The sequence below is a fragment of the Oceanispirochaeta crateris genome (assembly GCF_008329965.1).
Classification (GTDB): domain Bacteria; phylum Spirochaetota; class Spirochaetia; order DSM-2461; family DSM-2461; genus Oceanispirochaeta; species Oceanispirochaeta crateris.
In genome coordinates, this window is sequence record NZ_CP036150.1 from 2,900,110 (window position 1) to 2,918,722 (window position 18,613).

Here is an 18,613-nt window from a genome sequence, read left to right on the forward strand (position 1 = left end):
CTTTCTTATCAGGTTCTGTAGTCTGCATTTTCCCTGACATATTCATAGGAAAGGTCAGATCCGAGAACGGTTGCCCCGTCCTGCCCCAGTCCCAGACAGATACGGATTTCTACAAATTTCTCATGCGCAGGATATCCCGGACTCGGTGTTGGCAGAGCACAGTCTTTCAAATACTGGCTCAAGACGCCTTCCTTGACAGAATCCAGCTCAAAACGGCCATTTTCATAAATGACTTCACTTCCCAGTGAAATACGGACATTCCGTTCATCCAAGGAGATATCATGATTCCCTGCATAATCCCCTATGGCCTGGACAAACCGGCCGACATTAGGATCATTTCCAAATATGGCCGTTTTACTCAAGGGTGAATTGACTAACGCCTTGGCAAAGCCCTTGGCCTGAGAGACAGAAGCGGCCTCTTCTACGCACACTCTTATAACATGCCCGCAGCCCTCTCCGTTACGAACAATGTCTCCGGATAGATCACTGCACAGGAGTTCCAGGGCTTTTTTAAGCTCCTCTTCCCCTACCTCAGCCTTCTTATTGGAAGAAAAAAACATAACTGAGTCACTAGTACTCTGGTCACTGTCGATAGAAATCCGATTGAAGCTAGTTTCAACCGCTTCGGGTAAAACCCGCCTCATAACATCTCTGGGAATGGAGACATCTGTGATTAAAAAGGAGAGCATGGTCGCCATATTTGGCTCTATCATCCCGGCCCCTTTGGCAATGCCACTTAATAGCCCGGTCCCTAGAGGCACAGAACGCAACTTTGGATAGGCATCGGTTGTCATGATTGACTGAGCGGCACTCAATAAAGTCTTATTTTGGAGCTTACCAGCCAGGGACGGACAGGCGGAGATCATTTCATTTACCGGGAGAGACCAGCCGATGACTCCCGTTGAAGAAGGAAAAAGAGGGGCCTTTACCTCCCCTTGCATCTCCTTCACAAAGGCGGAAAGGATTTCTCTAGCATCCTCTTCTCCTCTGGGAGTACAGACATTGGAAATTTTATTATTAATCAGGACTCCCTGAATGAGTGGCTCTTCAAGCAATTTACGACCAATGCGAACGGGTGCTCCAGGAAATGAATTTTTTGTGAAAACAGCAGCAAATGATGCTGTCGGTTCATCCAGAACTAGGGCCGTCATTTTCATCGTTGCCGCGGATTCACCCTGTTTCTCTTTTGGTGAAAACTCAAGGCTGTGGACAGCCGTTCTAAACCCTTCTGGTAGAGTACTCAAACTCTCCAGGAAATCCAGATACTCAGCTTTGGAATTGAAATAGTTCATAGAGTCCTATAATAACGGGGATTAATGGAAAGGTCTATAATCTGCCCCTTCCCCTGAAGGCTGTTATCGTCTGTTGCAATACCCCAGAATATAGGTTTCAATAAATAGGGAGGAATTCATGGCAAAGACACTCATGGTCCAGGGAACCGGTTCGGATGCGGGAAAAAGCATCCTGGTAGCGGCCTTATGCAGAATCTACACACGCCGGGGGTACAGGGTTGCCCCATTCAAATCCCAGAATATGGCTTTGAATTCATTTGTAACTCCCGAAGGTGATGAAATAGGACGAGCTCAGGCTGTTCAGGCTCAAGCTGCAAAAAGACCTCCCCACGTCGATATGAACCCTGTTTTGATCAAACCCGAGGGGAATTCCCGTTCACAAATCATCCTGATGGGGAAACCATGGAAATCCATGGATGGATCAGACTACTACAGAAGCAAAAAGTCTCTATGGACAGAGGTGACTCAAGCCATTGACCGGCTGAGAAGAGACAATGAGATTGTCATCATCGAAGGAGCCGGGAGTCCCGCTGAAATCAATCTCAATGAGCATGAAATTGTCAATATGGCGGTAGCACGGTACAGCGATTCTCCCGTCCTCCTGGTTGCAGACATTGACAGGGGAGGCGTCTTTGCATCCCTCTACGGAACACTGATCATGGTCGATGAAGACAGGGACAGAATCAAAGGATTTCTCATAAACAAGTTCAGAGGAGATGAGACCCTCCTGAGGCCCGGTCTAAAAATGCTTGAAGAGCGCTGCGGCGGTGTGCCAACCCTGGGAGTCATTCCCTTCATACCAGACATCTACCTGGCTCAGGAAGACTCGGTTTTTATTGATAAGAACCGCTATTTCGGAGATGGAGAGGGGTTGATTCTGGTTGTGATTAAATTACCCCATATATCTAATTACGATGATTTTGATCCCTTTCTAAATGATAAAGGTATCAGCCTCTGCTTTGTAAGCCATCCTTCTGAAATTCCAGAGGCCGCGGCAGCAATCATCATTCCAGGTTCAAAGACAAGCATAAACGACCTTGAATGGCTCAAAGAAACCGGCTTGTTTTCAAAAATACGCCAGCTGGCGGCACAAGAAGTTCCTGTTGCAGGAATTTGCGGGGGGTACCAGATGATGGGTACCGCCATCCATGATCCGGAAAGCTTTGAAGCCGAAGGAGGAAGTGTGGAAGGCCTGAATCTTCTCAAGGTTGAGACTCTTTTTTCAGGACAAAAGACAACTCTTCAGACAGAAGGCCGTTTTACAGGAGGCCCTGGATTCTTTGAAAGCCTTAAAAACCAAAAATGTAGAGGATATGAAATACACAGAGGCGAAACAAGGAGCACAGAAGAAGGGATTCCTCTTTATCGCAAGGAGGATGGCCACTTGGAGGGGAGCATATCACCCGACGGACTCTGCTGGGGAACGTACATGCATGGTATTTTTGATGATCTCCTTTTTAGAAAGTCCTTCTTAGTTTCTCTGGGATGGGAGGCTCCAGAATCGGGCGAAAGTGAGGATGTATTGAGAGAACTTGAAATAGAACGCATTGCCGATGCGGTTGAAAAAGCAGTGGATATGAATGCAATTGACCATCTTCTAGGTCTGGGAGTCTGAAAATGGAATCAATTATCATCACAGGCCTATCTTTGTTGACCGCCCTTCTTCTCTTACTTCTTCTCAGGAGCAAAAGACATTCAGGAGATCATGGAATGGTGCAGATGGGGAAAAGACTAGAGCAACTGGACCGGGTTGCCCGGCAGGTGGAGGAGATGAACAGTGTATTTCATTCACCGCGGCTGCGAGGTGGATTGGGAGAAACCCTTCTTGAGGATCTGATCCGGAATAGACTTCCCCGTGAAAGCTATTCCTTCCAACACAGTTTCTCAGCTGGCCAGAGGGCGGATGCCGTGATTCGGCTAGGCCATTACAAAGTGGCTGTGGACGCCAAATTCCCTCTGGAGCAGCTAGGCGGCTTCTGGGATTCCTCCAACACGGAGCTCTCCAAATCTGTGAGAAAAATTTTCATAAACCATGGAACTTCAATCGCTTCAAAGTATATCCTCCCCCGGGAAGGAACCATGCCTTTTGCACTGATGTACATCCCCTCGGAGAATCTTTACTACAGAGTCTTTGTTCTCGGTTCAGCCTCTTTGCAGGAAGAACTGCTGAATATGGGAGTCCTGCCCGTAGGACCTTCTTCTCTATTCGTCTACCTCCAGACAGTGGGCTACGGCTTCAGGGGATTCAGTTTTTCCTCCCGAAGCCGGGAATTGATGCATCTCATTTCCCAGATCCGGAAAGACTACGATGTTTTTAGCAGGCAGTTCAAAATGGCGGGAACCCATCTCAAGAACTTCCAGAATGCCTGGGAGGAGAGCGGAATCAAATTGTCCGATTTAGATGGAAATATCCGTCAACTGGATGAGTCGGCCCCCAGAGATTCTTAGGCGAGGACAAAACGTCCACTCCGAATCAGGGAAAAAGCCTTCCCCTCCCGGTCATAGCCGGTAACATTCAGGGAGGGAGAACCAATCATGAAGTCTGTATGCAATAAGGAGGAATTACATCCATAAGACTTAAGAGTCTCTTCTCCTGTGGTTCCCGGAGGCAGTTCGAGACAAAAAGGATATCCTGCACCCAGAGCAATATGACAGGATGCATTCTCATCATAGAGAATAGATCCAAAAATCAGACCGCTGGCAGCAATGGGGGATGTCTCATCCACTAGGGCGACCTCTCCCAAAGATCGGGCTCCCTCATCCATATCCAGAAACTGCTTCAGCACATCCTGACCTTTATCGGCCCCAAAATCGACAACTTTCCCTTCTTCAAAGCGAAACCAGGCTCCTTCGACAGGAGACTCCAGCACCTTGAGCGCCTTGGTGGTGCGAACGGTCCCATTACAGCGGGTAAAATCCGGAGTGGTGAAAACCTCCTCAGTGGGGAGATTATTAAAGACCATCCGTCCGTCTGGAAGAGAGCCTGGACCACCATGCCAGCGGCCAATACCGTTCAGTCCAATGATCAGATCCGTACCCTCAGCCTCAAAATGAAGACGATCAAGCTTCATTTCATTCAGGATTTTACAACGATTCCAGAGGTCATGACCATGTTCTTCCCAGGCAAGAGCCGGATCTTCCCGATCCAGTCTGAGCACAGGTTTTAAAACGTCCCAGAGTTCCTCCGTAGTGGCTTTGTCACCCAGGACTTTTTTAGCCCATTGAGGCCCTGGCGCACAGATGACACACCAGGAATGTTCTCCGTTCATCATGGAGGTGGAGACAAACCTCAAAGCCGTGCGGCTTGCCTTGGATAGGAGGCTGAGTTTATCCGAATCAACATCACCCAGAACATCCTGTTCTTCAGTGCTGTCGATACGAATCCGCGCCCAGTCCTCGGAAAGCAACTGGTGCGCCTTCCCTATTTGATAATTGGGTATATATGTGAGTTCATCCCCGGACTGAGCCGCCAGACGTGCCTTGGTTATATAATTGTCCTGCACTGAGATTTCAACAAACCCGGCTCCCAGGGTATAGGCTTCGGTGGCCAGGGAACGAGCCAGGTCATAGTTCCCGGCGTTACAGCTGATAAGAAGGTTTTGGCCTTTTTTTAGATTAATACCTTTTTGAAGGACAACCCGGGCATATTGTTCATAATTTATCATAATTTCTCTCCGCATTTATTCTAGTTTTTCCATTATCTGCGGATTTTATGAAAACTGCCAAGTCATGAAAACCGAAATAAGATAGATTTCACTCATTAGATTCACTTCCTAGAAAAAGAATGAGTGGGAAATGATCAGAATAACCCTTTAATCGCCAGCTTTCCCAACCGGCAGGACGCCCCAGTTCGTCACTCATAAAAGGGAGAGCCATACAGGAACTGTGGAGATACTCAAGACCTTGTTGATCCACCAGCCCCCTATCCAGAAAAAAATGATCCAGTTTCATCCATCTATTTTGAAAAAAATAACTGCCTTCGCTCTCCATACCCTTCCAGGGAGAATAAAGGACCGTTTTATCCGTAGACAGAAATGTATCAGCAGGTTCCAGGCTTATATACAGGCAGTCTGTCCAGGAAACATTCTGAATTTCCTCCACAGGGATTTGGGCCGTCTGGACTCCACCTGCTCTGAAATCTTCCCAGGAACCGTTCAAATCCCCTGCTACAACCAGGTTCGTGTACCCTTGATTTCTCAGTTCCACGATCCTTTTGGAGAGAACCCCAGCCGCCCTGATTCTGGCAGTTTCTGTTGCGGCCTGCCCACCGGCTCTGGACTTCCAATGATTATTAAAGAGGATCAGCGTTTCAGATCCCATTCTGAAATGGATTTCAACAACAGGCCGGAGCTGTCTTTTACCATACAACCCGGGGAAATGGAGGTGGACCTCTTCTGGAGTATAACAGGATAAAATACCGCAGCAGATAGCGGACTCTCGATCATCCCAGGCATCGATAAAGCTGTAATATCCGTCCAGATAATCTTCATTGAGGACTTCAAGAATTTCCCGATTCTCGACTTCCTGTAAAAGGATGATATCCGGAAGTTCAGGTTCTGCGGAGAGAAGAACTTCCTTTAGATTTTCAAGCTTGATCCTCATAGAATTCTCATCCCAGTCAGACAGTTGGGGGTCATATTCTTCGTACTCCACACCACTGGACTGATCATCAAAGAGATTTTGAACATTCCAGGTCATGACTGATAACGAATCAACCATATCCTCTTCCGGAATAAGGCAAGAGATGAAGAGAAGGACAGTTTGAATACAAAGAACCCAGACCTTCATGTGAAACTCCTTGTCTAAGGAAATGACATCAGGAATGGATCTCTGAATTCAAAAAACCGGCTTATAAAGCCGGTTTTTTATAAAAGTGGAGATTCAAAAGGCCTTTAGGATTTTTCGATTTTCTCCAACTCTGTTCGTTTACTGATAATAGCAGAAACCAACTTGTATTCCTTTGCTTCTGAAGCGTTCATCCAGCAGTCCCTGTCAGTATCTTCGCTGACTTTCACCTCATCGATTCCTGTTTCTTCTGCAATGAGTTTATTGATCTTCACTCTGAGTTTTTCCAATTCATTGGCATGAATTTCAATTTCTGTAGCCACTCCCCTTATTCCACTCAAGGGTTGATGAATCAGATAGTGAGAGTTAGGAAGGGCAATTCTTTTATCCAAAGGCGCCGCCAATAGAATAAGAGAACCCGCACTGGCCACCAGGCCCATTCCGATAGTATACACATCGGGTTTGATAAAACGGATCATATCATAGATGGCAAAACCTGCATCGGCATCTCCTCCGGGAGAGTCAATAAATACTTTGATGGGATCATCACTATCCGCTTCGAGCAGCAGGAGCTGTTTGATCACTTTTTCTGCCAGTTCCTTATTAATCTCTCCAGAAAGGAGTATGGTTCTGGTTTTAAGCATTTTCTGGGATAGGGCTTCCTGTTCACCTTCGGATTTCTGTTCCTTACCCTCTTCCTCCAGACGTCTGATCATTGTATAGTCTCCTTAATAGCTTTGCATCGGCGGGATTATTTCCCGGTCTTCATCAAAATATATTCAAAAAGTCAGGAAAAGGCAATTTCTCCTGCAAGGAAAGAGACATGAAATCAGCATTTGTTGCCATAATAGGCCGTCCCTCTGCTGGAAAATCAACCCTCCTCAACGCCCTTTGCAGGGAAAAGGTTTCCATTACAGCTAATGTTCCCCAGACGACCCGTAATAAAATCAGGGGGATTGTAACGGAGGAAGAAGGACAGCTTGTCTTTATAGACACTCCCGGAATTCACCATTCTGAAAAAAAGTTTAATCAGTATCTGAAAGATGTCGTGTACTCCTCCCTGGAAGAGGCGGACATGGTTCTTTATGTGGTTGACTCGACCCGTCCCCCGGGAAGTGAGGAGCAGGAAGTCATTTCACTGCTGAATAAGCAGTCTGAAAAACCTGTTCTTCTGGTTCTCAACAAGGTGGACCAAAAGGGAAACTACAAGTCGGAAATCCGAGGACTCATGACCACCAATGTCCATCCAAAAGCACTGATGGAAACCTCCGCCCTCAACGGGCTTGGAGTGGATGCTCTGAGAGACCGCCTGATAGAACTGGCCCCCGAGGGTGAGCTCATGTATCCCGAGGAATTCTATACAGACCAGGAACCGGAATTCCGAATAGCTGAAATTATAAGAGAGAAGGCTATTTCCCAGACCAGCCAGGAAATTCCCCATGCCCTATACGTTGAAATAGCCGATACGGAAATGAAAGGGAATGAACTTTGGGTCCGTGCCTTTTTAACTGTTGAAAGCGAATCTCAAGTAGGCATTGTCGTAGGAAAAGAAGGGAAAAGAATCAAATGGATTCGCATAGCCTCATTGAAAGAATTCAGAAAGATCTTCGACTATAAGGTCCGTCTTGATCTGAGGGTCAAGGTAAATCCCCGCTGGAGAAGGAAGGACTACCTCCTCAAAGGCATGCTCAAATAACTCTCCCTCAGGGCAATTGAATCTGCCCGTCAAGGGAATATTACAGAAGGATCGCCTTCACTTTGGGATGACGATCCTTCCGTTCAATACAGCTTTAGCAGGGATAAGACTTTCTCTTTACCCAGGGTGTAGAGAAAACTGATCAGTCGGGGACCTTTTTCCTTGGAAATAAGTGTCTGATACACTGCAGTGAAAAAATCTGCCGATTCCAGTTCCAGTTCCTTCATCATATCGTAAACCTTGGTTCCAAACTCTTTTTCTTCCATAGATTCCAGGTTTTCCTCAACGAGGACAGCCAGTCTTCTAACAGCCGTAAGGTTCTTTTCATCCAGCTCAATGGGACCCTCTTCGGGAGTTCTCAAAGAGTACCGGAAATCTTCAGGAGCAAATTCCTTCACCCAGACCCAGGCACAGGCACAGCGTTGACGGAACCGAGCTTCCTGAGAGCTATCAAGGTCTTTCAATGAAGCCACAACCGCATCAATATCTCCGGAATGTACCTGAAGGAGATTACAAAGGTGGCGAATCTGCATCTGATAGGGCATCGTTTCCGGTACCTCGCCCACCTGGGAGAGCTCATAGATGCGAGCCTGTTTTTCCCAATTTTTCAGAGCCTTTGGAGTTTCTGGTTTGCTAAAATAGGTACGCTCGCATTTGTCGTAATCTTCATAGATTTTCAAAACATCCAAATCAAAACTGATGGCAAATTCCGTATTGGGTCTTGTTCCGGCAAAGAGGTAGCGGATAATTTCGGGTTGGTATACTTCAAGAACATCCGAGAGAGAGATGACTTCACCGGTGGATGAAGAGATTTTACCACCCCGGCCCTTGATCCGGATAAAATCATATTGAAATGTAACAGGCGGTTCGTGATCATACACTTCTTTCCCGGTTTTTTTGGCGGTGTCAAAAGATCCGCCTTCGGAGTGGTGATCTTTACCGGCAGGTTCAAAATCCACATCTTCCTGTTTCCACCTCATGGGCCAATCAATTCGCCAGGGGAGTTTAACCGCTGCTGTTGTTCTAAGGTCCACAGTCTCTTTGTGACCGCATTCACACTCAAAAGAAACTCCGTAATCCCCATCCCATCCGGTTACTTTTGTGGTATCCCGATCACAGGCTGTACAGAATACCGAAACAGGCATCCAGTCGGCCGGAAGATCGCTCGTCCGGCTCTCATTGAGTTGGCGACGGATATCATCCTGATGCACCAGGGCCTTCCTGATACCCTCAGCATATTCGGAGTTTCGATAACGTTTCGCTTGATATATATATTCAGGAAAGACTCCCACAGTTGGGAGGAGGGCTTCCAAATTCTTCTCATTGGCCGCAGCATAACTTTCTTCATTTCCCAGAACATCTGGTACCAGGGTAATGGGTTTTCGCAGATAGCTGGTCAATAGTTCCTGCTCAGGCATATTCTTTGGAACTTTTCTGAATACATCGTAGTCATCCCAGGAATAAATAAACCGGACTTTTTCGCCTTTATCTCTCAATGCGCGGACAACCAGTTCAACAGAGATGATCTCCCGGAAGTTTCCAATATGAACAGTTCCGGAGGGTGTGATTCCTGAGGCGCAGGTATAGTGTTCCTTCTTTCCTCTTTCCCGGATAATTTTATCGGCGGTGATATCCGCCCAGTGTGTTGACTTTTTTTTTGTATCATTACTCATGGGCAGGAATTATACACAAGGGTCCGACCCCATGGCAACACAGGATGTCCCTCCATTTCGGAAGGACATCCATTTTTAGACATATTTTGAACTTATTTTTCACTCTCAGTGAATAAGATCCCTTCAGATTGCCTGAAACTGAAGATTACCAGTTGCCTCTCCCTGATTTTCCATGGTGCCTGTCTCTTCCACCGGCCCGTCCCATGTCCAGAGTGAATGTTTCTCCATCAATATCCGCGCTAAGGACATGGAGAAAAACAGATTCTGTCTTATTTCCCCAGCGATCTGTAGGCATGTCATACCCCTTGACCTTAATGGTTTCTCCGCCTTCCAAATCGACTTCGGCGATTGCAAATGGAGGAATCATCAGGAAGACCTTCCCATCTTCTGTTTCAAGATAGGGCATGGTACCTTCCTCCAGAACAAGAGTCCCTTCGGCACTGATCTCTTCCGGTGTTATAGGATTTCCCTCTTCATCGAACCAGACCATTCCTCCCCGCCGCTGAGGTCCATCTTGATCCTGCCAATCCCGTCCTCTAAATTCCCGAGTATCATTCCGGTTTTCCATTCTGGGGCCTCTTTCATAGTACTCATTGTCATCCTCTTTATTACCAGATGCAAATACCGCTGCTGAGCTAACCAGAACCAGTGCCGCTACCATAACTTTCTTTTTCATACATAACCTCCGTTGGTTTTCTTTTTTCTAACTTGATGATTGAAATATAAAACCCTCGTATGAACCAAATATGAATGAGCTGTAGTAAGAGTTTAAACAGAATGCAAGGGAATCATTGAAGCAAACCCCCTACTCTGCCGATAGAGGAATCATGAAGAAATTGATGATCTTGTCCCTCATATTGCTATTGACCGAAGTGGTTACCCTGACAGCCTATGAAGAGGAAGGCATAGCCTCCTGGTACGGAGGTAAATTTCATGGCAGATTAACCGCCAATGGTGAAACTTTTAACACCCACGAATTGACAGCGGCTCATAAACAGCTACCCTTCAATACGGTGGCGACAGTGACCAATATTTCTAACGGTAAGAGTGTTGTAGTTCGTATCAACGACCGAGGACCCTTTGTGGAAGGAAGAACGATAGATCTCTCCTATGCCGCCGCAGTGGAACTGGATATGATTAAGACCGGAACAGCTCCCGTCATCCTCCATGTGGAAGATATGGACGAACTGGAGATCCTTTTTTCAATTCAGGTCGGTGCCTACAGGAATTTGGAAAATGCCACGGCTATGAAGCGGAAGCTGGAAGCCAACGGGTTTTCTCCCCAAGCCAAACTCAACAACAAGGGGGTCACCCGTATCATTCTGACGGATATTCCCGAAGAAGAGACCATGGTCTATGCCCAGAAACTGGAGCAATTGGGGATTAATAACATACTGATCAAACAGAATTGAAGATGTCCCGCAGATACAGATACTTTTTCTATTTTCTTTTATTAGCCCTTGCGTCCAGACTCTTTGGTTCGGGTCAAGAAGAGAAAAATCTGGATATGTCTTGGATGGGACAGACAGAACGTTGGGCGGAAAAGAGCCTTGGAGACAGTCCATCCCTTACCATTGGAACACACGGATGCGCCCTCACATCGGCAGCGATGGTCCTCCAATATTATGGAATCAAGACAAATCCCTCAAAGCTCAACAACTGGCTTCTGAAGAACAATGGATATGAAAAGGGCTGGGATGATGAGGATGGCGACTACCTGGGAAGAGTCAGAATGAACTGGGAAGTTCCTGTCCTGGGTTTTGATGAAATACAAGAATTCAAACGGTATGACTTTCGGTCTGAATCTGCAGATCTTCCACTGATCAGGTCCTATATTGATAAGGGATTCCCTGTGATTGCCGAGGTGTTAAGACCCGGGAACATTCCCCATTTTATTGTCCTGACCGGCTATAAAGGAGAAGAGTTCCTGATCAAAGATCCTTTGAATCGAAAAACAAAAACCCTGGGAGAAGGTTATAATATTTCGGATGAATACGGTAGTGGCGCCGGACGAAACATTTATGGTATCCGGGTATTCATTCCTCAATAAGACTCTGGGATTCACTCATCTTCAAGGGATTTGCTGTCTGTAGAAATCACACGGGCCAGCTCCGGAGAACTAAGAAGAACTGGGCCCAGGGTTCTGATGCCGATCAATCCCAGGGGAGCCGTAAATAGAATAGCCAGAACAGCCAGAGCCAGGATGAGTTCTCCTTCTGCCAATCCGGCAGCCAGCGGGACAGAACCCATGGCAGCCTGCACAGTCGCTTTGGGAAGATAGGCAATAACACAAAAGAACCGTTCTTTTTGGTTCAATCCGCTCCCGATCGTAGCAAGCCAAACACCTAATGAGCGGAATACAAGACCGCCGCTAATGATCAGCAAACCCGCGAATCCCGCCTGCCAAGCCACAGAAAGATCCACAGAAAGCCCGATAAGAACAAAGAGGATGATTTCCGCAAAAATCCATATTTTCTTCAGTTTTTCAGCCAGTTCATGAGCCACATATTCAACCCGTTCCAACAGGATAAAACCACAGGTCATGACCCCCAGAAGTGCAGCGGTGTGGATTTGATTGCCAATATCCACCAATAGTATTCCAACACCCAACAGAAGGAGGATCTTTTCGGTCGCCCTGACTCTGGTATGATATTTTTTAAAATACCAGGCCAGGAGATAACCCATGAGAATACCGGGAATGATCCCTCCTAAAATGGAGAGAGGAATCTCTAGAAGAGCCCTGGAAATATGGACACTTTGCCCTGTGGAAAGCCCTAAAAAGATAGAAAAGAGAGTGATGGCAAAAACATCATCCAGAGAAGCCCCAGCCAGTATAATTGTGGGAACTTCCTTATCCTGCCCCAGCCCGCTCTCCTGAAGGTTCAGCATGGACGGAACGACCACAGCCGGAGAGACTGCGGCCAGGATAAAACTGCAAACCCCGGAGGTAATCCAAGAAAAGTTCAAAAAGGAATGAAGGAGAACCATCAGGGCAAACCCTTCAAAAAGGCAGGGTAGGAATGACATGAGGACAGCCGTTTTTCCCACACGGGCGAGCGTGTGGGGGCTGATACCCAGCCCCGCTCTGAGGAGGATAACAATCAAAGCTAGAGACTTAAGGAAGGGGCTTAATTCCTCCAGAGAACCGGGAGCATTGCCCCGGGAAAAGAGGCCGATAAGAATTCCCCAGAGGATCATTCCCAAGACGTTTGGAAGCCCAATCCTCTTGAAAACCCGGGAAAAGATCCAGCCCCCAATTAGAGTCAGAACGATCAGCAGATTCAGACTCACTGTCGAAGGGCCTTATCTACTTCCTCAGCCAGAATGCGGATACCCTCTTCAACCAGATCTGCCGATTGTGAATAATTGAGCCGGATGCATTGTTTGCTATGCTCCCAGTCCTGATCGAGTCCGAAAAAGAAATACTCCCCGGGAACAACAATGACCTTTCTTTTTTTAAGATTTTCATAGAGCTCTCTGGAACTGATTTTCAGGTTCCTGAACCAAATCCATAAGAAAATGGCTCCCTCGCTTTTATGAACTCTGTAATCCGCTGAGACAGGCATATAGGCTTTGACCCAGTTCTGTGCCTGAATTGACTTTCTATTATAAAAGGGACGAACAATATTCTTACTGATATCTAAGATTTCTCCGCTCTGGAAGAGACTCTCTGTCAGGACCTGACCAATAGTCCCATTGGCCAGGCTGATGATGGCATTGCAGGAAGAAACCGCTTTTATAATTTCAGGACGGCCTATGATAATACCAGTCCTGACCGAAGGAAGGCCAATTTTTGAGAGACTCATACTGAGGATCGTATTTTCATTCCAGAAGGGTTTGACCTCTTCAAATATTATCCCAGGAAAAGGAGATCCATAGGCATTGTCGATGATGAGAGGAACTCCTGCGTCTTCAGCCAGAGAGGACAACTGGCGCACCTCTTCATCACTGATGACATTTCCCGTAGGATTCGTTGGCCGGGAGATGCAGATTGCACCCACATCATCTCCCACTTTGAGGCTGGAAAAGTCTACATGATATTTAAAAAGAAAGTCGTCAAGGATCTCAATGGATGCCGGACAAGTCGTAAAGATATCCGGTTCCAATCCCTGGTCGGCATAGCCGATATATTCCGGACACAATGGAAACAGCACCTTTTTTTTGACACCAGAGGCATCGGTCCCTCCAAAGAGATTCAATAAAATGAAAAAAGCAGACTGGCTGCCGTTGGTGATAGCAATGTTTTCGGGGCCAATATTCCAGCCGAAGGAATTCTTCAGCATCCCAGATAGACTCTCCAAAAAAGACTGCTTGCCCTGAGGAGTATCATAACTTGACAGGGCTTCTTCAAGGCCACTGCCATCTTGAATTAGTTCTGAAAGACAACGATTCCAGACGGCCTGGATTTCCGGAATGATGGCGGGATTTCCCCCGCCCAGCATACAGACCCGTCCCTGCCCGGCTACTGCATTTCCAAGATCGTCCATGAGTTCTAGAATTCCACTTTTACGGGTAAATTTTTCGCCGAAAGATGTTAATTTCATGCCTCGTATTATAAGAATTTTGTAAAAAAGATCCACCTGTTCTCTTGAGATGAAAAGAGGTATGAGTATAAATAAAACATTAAAACACTTCAGATAGAACTTCGTTTATATACAAATTTCCTAATTTCTTCCGTTTAAAACGAATTATTTATATTTTCTCATTGTCTCCTTCGGGGAAAGTACAGATAATAAAGACAATTCATGTGTAAAACAACGAACATCACAGACCTCGGCAAAAGTGTCATTAACACCGGGGCTTCCTCCAAGAAAGAGTCCGGACTCTTATCTGTTGTAGAAACAATGGGAATCTCTACGGATCTAATCCTCAATAATACCGAAGATCCTGTCTTACACATTAGCCATGATGGACTCATATTGGGAATAAATCCCGTAGCGACCGTATCCCTGGGATTCCACAAGGATGAACTTCTCGGCAAGAATCTGTTTGACCTCATTCCCGATGAGTATAAGTCTCTCATCCTCAACCGCCTGAATATTGATGAGGAACAAAGGGTCAACGAATCATCTAAAAAAATTACGGAGGAGCTCTTCCTGTTGCGCTTTCCCGATAGACGGGGAAAGCTAAAAACCTATGAGGCCATACTGGTTCCTTATGAGGAAGATTCTAGAAAATCCTGCTTCCTCAACCTTTGGAAGCCTCAATCTGGTGGAAAAGAGCTGGCATCACAGCTCAAGGAAGTCCAGAACAACTATGAAGCTCTAACAGAAACGATAACCGAAGCAGTGATCATGATTGATGAATCATTTAAAATTTTGTACGCCAACTCTTCCTGCATCAAGGTATTTGGATACAACAAAAATGAACTGATCAATTCTCCCTTTGCTATGCTCTTCCCTGAAGAAGTTTTTGTGCGGTATTCCGGGGAATTCAGAAAATATTTTTATATAGACTCAGAGGAAAACCAGACTGTCAAAAAAGAAATAGAGCTGCTGGGCCGTAATAAAAACAGGGGAGTCTCTCCCATAGAGATATCCTTTGGGAACTCCAGAGAACTCGAAAAGAGGACTCTGATCTGCCTAATCAGAGATATCAGTCAGAGAAAAAATGTAGAAAGAAAACTTAGATATATAGCTTATCACGACAAGTTAACAGAGCTGGGCAATCGTGATCTTTTCAATACGGATATCCAAAATTTTTTTAACCTATTCAAAACCCACCCAGGTATCCGCGGCGCCCTCCTATTTCTGGATCTGGATGGTTTCAAACAGGTGAATGATACTCTGGGACATCAGGCGGGAGACAAGCTTCTGATATCCACAGCAAAGCGACTGAGGAATCTGATGAGAGAATCAGATATGATCTATCGATTTGGCGGGGACGAGTTTGTTATTCTGATTACCAGTCTCAAGCAGCAGTCAGACGCGGTGGTCATCTGTAACAAGATTTTAAGAGCCATTCAGAGACCCTTTAATTTTGATAAAAAGGGGCAGACCCATAGAGTGAATATAGGTGTCAGCATAGGTGTCGCACTCCTCCCCGAACATGGCAGAGACAGAGAAACAATCACACGTCATGCCGACTTGGCCATGTACAGTTCAAAAGAGGGAGGGAAAAACCGCTACACCATATTTTCACAGGATCTGACCCTTTCGGCTCAAAACAAATGGATCATTGACCAGGGACTCAAAACAGCCCTCATAAACCAGGAAATGTTTCTCAATTATCAGCCCATCGTCAATAGAGATGGAAAAATTGCAGGAGTGGAAGCTCTGATCCGATGGAACCACCCCGAGAAAGGCCTTATCTTCCCTGACGACTTCATACCTTCCGCCGAAGAATCGGGGCTCATAAACCCTCTGGGACAGTGGGTTCTGGAACACGCTCTTGTAGATATTGAGGAGCTGAATAAGTCACTGGATCTAGACTTGTTCGTTTCTGTGAATATCAGTACCAGGCAGCTCAAAGCAGCGGACTTCCCTGATATTCTGAGCATGGCCATAAAAAGATCCGCCATTCATCTTAAAAATCTCCGACTGGAACTAACCGAAACCTTCTTGTTGGAATCTCCGGAAATGGCAATATCCACTCTGATAAAACTAAAAAAAGACCATCCTGGACTGAAAATCGTCATCGATGATTTTGGAAAAGGATATTCCAGCCTGCACTACCTTAGTCGTCTTCCCGTTGATTGCATAAAAATAGACAGATCTTTTATCAAGGAAATTCCCGAAGACAATAACCGGAAAATCATTAACTCCATAGTCAATTTAGCAACGAGTATGGATATGGAAATGGTTGCCGAAGGTATAGAAACAGTGGAACAACAGCACTATCCGCCTCTCGAAAATTGTCAGTATTTCCAGGGATTTCTTTTGGGTAAGCCCATGTCCCGTAAAAATCTGATACAATTCATCGAGGGCTGAAACTCTCTTGAAAAAATATATTTAAGACTAGCGGAGGTTTTTCCATGATGCGATTTCTTTTTTCCATAGCCTTGATTCCTTTAGGACTGGCCGTAGGACTTGGCATTCGAAACATAATCAGAACTCAAAAAAACAAAGATGCCTTAACCGAGAAAATAAGAAAAACAATGCAGATCGTGGTACTCCTCTTTACCAACCCTGTGGCCTTTGCCGGGGCGGTGTGGGCGCTCCCCTTGGAGAATTTGGAAATCATGATTCTGCCGGTTCTGGGGTTCCTGGCAATCGCGATCAGCGGTGTCTATTCCATAGTGTATACCCGGAATAAAAAAATGACCCGCCCTATGCGGGGTAGCCACTTCTGTGTCAGTTTTTACACCAACATTGGCTCCATAGGAGCCTTGGTTATTTATGCTCTGCTGGGAGAACCGGGATTTATTCTCTTACCATTTTACAAATTGGTGGAACCTCTCATGTATTTTGCCGTAGGATTTCCAGTAGCGTCTCTCTTTGGAGAAGAAAAACACAAGGACAAACGCAGCATCCTGCAGATTCTGAAAGACCCCTTCGTCATGGTTTCCATGGGCGGAATATTTCTTGGGCTCCTGTTCAATCTGCTTGGACTTCCCCGTCCTGCATTCTATTCGGGCCTGAACAATATTCTGGTTCCATTGGGGTCCTTCCTGCTTCTGATATCCATCGGAATTGCCATGCATTTCCAGAGTATCAAAAAATATGCCCTTTCAACCACCAGCATTCTGACCATCAAATATATACTTGTCCCGCTGACGGTCACAACCGCAGCCTACATTTTGGGAATGGGCCGCATTATGAACGGACTGCCTCTGAAAGTTGTATTTATTCTATCATCCATGCCCTCAGGTTTTATGGCGATCATGCCCGCCAGCCTCTATAACCTGGATCTGGACTATGCCAACACAGGATGGTTAGCCTCTATGATCGCCCTAGTCGTCGTGGTTCCCTGGCTATATTTTTGTCTGAATTACATCATTCCTTATCTGATATAGAATAATGGGGGATAAGAGACTCTTCCAGGAGGCTCATCCACTCCCCATCCGATGCGGAGATAAACTTCAAAAGGAATCCTCCCGGATGGCAAAACACCGTTTGGGATGGATGGCAGCGGGTAAAATCCAGAAGATCCTGGCCGTGACTAGTTCTAAACAGAGCCTTGCCTTTGACGTTATGATCATCAAATGAAGCGACTGCAATGATCTCATGTTCATCGACCATCTCCTTATCTGCCGACCGAAGGGCTGATGTCAGCTCTTCGGGAGGAAGGACTAAATAGTTCAAAACTTTGTACGTTCCAAACTCTACAATCTCGGTATGCTCGGGAGACTCCAGCCAGACAAGAGCCTTATTTCTCATATGTTCAAACTGAAGGCTGTCTTTAATGACTTCGCTAACCATTCTAAGAGCATCTACCGGGTCCAGCTCAAATCCCTTGGTAAGGAGTTTCTGAGAAAAGGACCAGTAGGATTTACTCTCATCCAGGTCCTTGAAGTCATTTAGACTCTGTAACCCCTTGGTATCCACCCTTGAAAGGAGTCGAATCGATTCATGAAATCTAGATTCTTGTAATTCTGGAAAGAATTCATCGAACATCAGCAGGGCCGTAGAATCCAGATTGCCGTCTTGATGATGATCGAAGAGCTGTCGCTCCGGATCATAGACCATACCGCAATCCAACACCCAGTCTCCTGGTTCCATTCTACTATCCTTCACAAAACTCTCAGCCTCTCGGCTGTCCATCCTTATCACTTCATCGGGCTGTTTATCCCGGGTAATACATAGAAGAGCCGCGGCTACAAGTTCATCCATATGAGCCTTGCCATTGTGGGTGATAATTCTAAACGATTGATCCCTCATACCCTAGCTCTCCAATTCATCATAGGAACCTCTGAAAATCCTTTATTTCGGGAAGAAAGCCCTGGGGCAACCCTGATTCTCATAGTTTTAAGATCTCTACACTCTCTAATAGAGGCAGAATAAGGCCGGGATATACAATGGTTCACTTTGAATGTTTCTAATACACCCTTTGTTGTCGTTAGTTTGATAAGAATCTCCTTTTGAGGACGCGAATAGGCCGAAGCTACGGTCATCAACATCCGCTTTGCCATTTTTACCTATATGGTGATTTGAAGCAATCTGCCAAAATCTTTTTATTCGCCAAGATAAAAAATATAACTTAAGGAGCCATCCTCTGAAACCCCGGTT

Annotated in this window: 16 protein-coding genes; 7 read left to right on the top strand and 9 right to left on the bottom strand. The window is 45.9% G+C overall.

The features are described from left to right. Positions 1 to 8: 8 nt before the first annotated feature. Positions 9 to 1,292 carry a bifunctional ornithine acetyltransferase/N-acetylglutamate synthase gene (locus tag EXM22_RS13175; protein WP_149486974.1) on the bottom strand — a complete coding sequence of 428 codons (1,284 nt, stop codon included), beginning with the start codon at positions 1,290 to 1,292 and terminating at the stop codon, positions 9 to 11. 118 nt (positions 1,293 to 1,410) lie between these two features. On the opposite strand from EXM22_RS13175, the gene EXM22_RS13180 reads away from it, so the two are divergent. Then, positions 1,411 to 2,907 (top strand): cobyric acid synthase, encoded by a 1,497-nt coding sequence (locus EXM22_RS13180; protein WP_246157019.1) that lies wholly within the window; start codon positions 1,411 to 1,413, stop codon positions 2,905 to 2,907. A gap of 2 nt (positions 2,908 to 2,909) precedes the next feature. Continuing rightward, positions 2,910 to 3,740 (top strand): DNA recombination protein RmuC, encoded by an 831-nt coding sequence (gene rmuC / locus EXM22_RS13185; protein WP_149486975.1) that lies wholly within the window; start codon positions 2,910 to 2,912, stop codon positions 3,738 to 3,740. Here the strand turns inward: rmuC and EXM22_RS13190 are convergent. The 3 genes from EXM22_RS13190 to EXM22_RS13200 all read right to left on the bottom strand — a co-directional run bounded on the left by EXM22_RS13190 (position 3,737) and on the right by EXM22_RS13200 (position 6,793). After that, complete coding sequence (locus tag EXM22_RS13190; protein ID WP_149486976.1) at positions 3,737 to 4,957, bottom strand: aminopeptidase; 1,221 nt, start codon at positions 4,955 to 4,957, stop codon at positions 3,737 to 3,739. The two genes, rmuC and EXM22_RS13190, sit on opposite strands and share 4 nt — an antisense overlap. An 88-nt stretch (positions 4,958 to 5,045) precedes the next feature. After that, complete coding sequence (locus EXM22_RS13195; RefSeq protein WP_149486977.1) at positions 5,046 to 6,080, bottom strand: endonuclease/exonuclease/phosphatase family protein; 1,035 nt, start codon at positions 6,078 to 6,080, stop codon at positions 5,046 to 5,048. Between the two features lie 104 nt (positions 6,081 to 6,184). Further along, positions 6,185 to 6,793, bottom strand: coding sequence for an ATP-dependent Clp protease proteolytic subunit (locus EXM22_RS13200; protein ID WP_149486978.1), 609 nt, complete (start codon positions 6,791 to 6,793; stop codon positions 6,185 to 6,187). A gap of 107 nt (positions 6,794 to 6,900) precedes the next feature. Between EXM22_RS13200 and era the strand changes: the two genes are divergently transcribed. Continuing rightward, on the top strand, positions 6,901 to 7,773 hold the full coding sequence (gene era, locus EXM22_RS13205; protein ID WP_149486979.1) for a GTPase Era: 873 nt from the start codon (positions 6,901 to 6,903) through the stop codon (positions 7,771 to 7,773). Positions 7,774 to 7,856: 83 nt separating this feature from the next. Here the strand turns inward: era and lysS are convergent, their stop codons facing one another. Both lysS and EXM22_RS13215 read right to left on the bottom strand, forming a co-directional pair. Further along, on the bottom strand, positions 7,857 to 9,446 hold the full coding sequence (gene lysS / locus EXM22_RS13210; RefSeq protein WP_149486980.1) for a lysine--tRNA ligase: 1,590 nt from the start codon (positions 9,444 to 9,446) through the stop codon (positions 7,857 to 7,859). Positions 9,447 to 9,591: 145 nt separating this feature from the next. Further along, positions 9,592 to 10,122: a hypothetical protein gene (locus tag EXM22_RS13215; protein WP_149486981.1), complete on the bottom strand. Its 531-nt coding sequence runs from the start codon at positions 10,120 to 10,122 to the stop codon at positions 9,592 to 9,594. 151 nt (positions 10,123 to 10,273) lie between these two features. Here EXM22_RS13215 and EXM22_RS13220 point away from each other — a divergent pair, with 151 nt between their 5' ends. Beyond that, entirely contained in the window at positions 10,274 to 10,858 is a 585-nt protein-coding gene (locus EXM22_RS13220) for a septal ring lytic transglycosylase RlpA family protein (RefSeq protein WP_149486982.1), read from the top strand. A gap of 2 nt (positions 10,859 to 10,860) precedes the next feature. Continuing rightward, a complete protein-coding gene (locus EXM22_RS13225; RefSeq protein WP_149486983.1) occupies positions 10,861 to 11,496 on the top strand; it encodes a C39 family peptidase in 636 nt (211 codons plus the stop codon). Positions 11,497 to 11,507: 11 nt separating this feature from the next. Here EXM22_RS13225 and EXM22_RS13230 read toward each other — a convergent pair whose 3' ends face one another. Then, positions 11,508 to 12,737, bottom strand: a complete 1,230-nt coding sequence (locus EXM22_RS13230; RefSeq protein WP_149486984.1) for a cation:proton antiporter — start codon at positions 12,735 to 12,737, stop codon at positions 11,508 to 11,510. Next, complete coding sequence (locus tag EXM22_RS13235; RefSeq protein WP_149486985.1) at positions 12,734 to 13,990, bottom strand: valine--pyruvate transaminase; 1,257 nt, start codon at positions 13,988 to 13,990, stop codon at positions 12,734 to 12,736. The genes EXM22_RS13230 and EXM22_RS13235 overlap by 4 nt, the downstream gene beginning before the upstream one ends. A 201-nt stretch (positions 13,991 to 14,191) precedes the next feature. Here EXM22_RS13235 and EXM22_RS13240 point away from each other — a divergent pair, with 201 nt between their 5' ends. Together EXM22_RS13240 and EXM22_RS13245 are read left to right on the top strand one after the other, a co-directional pair. Further along, on the top strand, positions 14,192 to 16,375 hold the full coding sequence (locus EXM22_RS13240) for a sensor domain-containing protein (protein ID WP_149486986.1): 2,184 nt from the start codon (positions 14,192 to 14,194) through the stop codon (positions 16,373 to 16,375). 44 nt (positions 16,376 to 16,419) lie between these two features. Further along, positions 16,420 to 17,400, top strand: coding sequence for an AEC family transporter (locus EXM22_RS13245; protein ID WP_149486987.1), 981 nt, complete (start codon positions 16,420 to 16,422; stop codon positions 17,398 to 17,400). Here the strand turns inward: EXM22_RS13245 and EXM22_RS13250 are convergent. Next, positions 17,381 to 18,265 carry an MYG1 family protein gene (locus EXM22_RS13250; protein ID WP_149486988.1) on the bottom strand — a complete coding sequence of 295 codons (885 nt, stop codon included), beginning with the start codon at positions 18,263 to 18,265 and terminating at the stop codon, positions 17,381 to 17,383. The two genes, EXM22_RS13245 and EXM22_RS13250, sit on opposite strands and share 20 nt — an antisense overlap. Positions 18,266 to 18,613 lie beyond the last annotated feature (348 nt).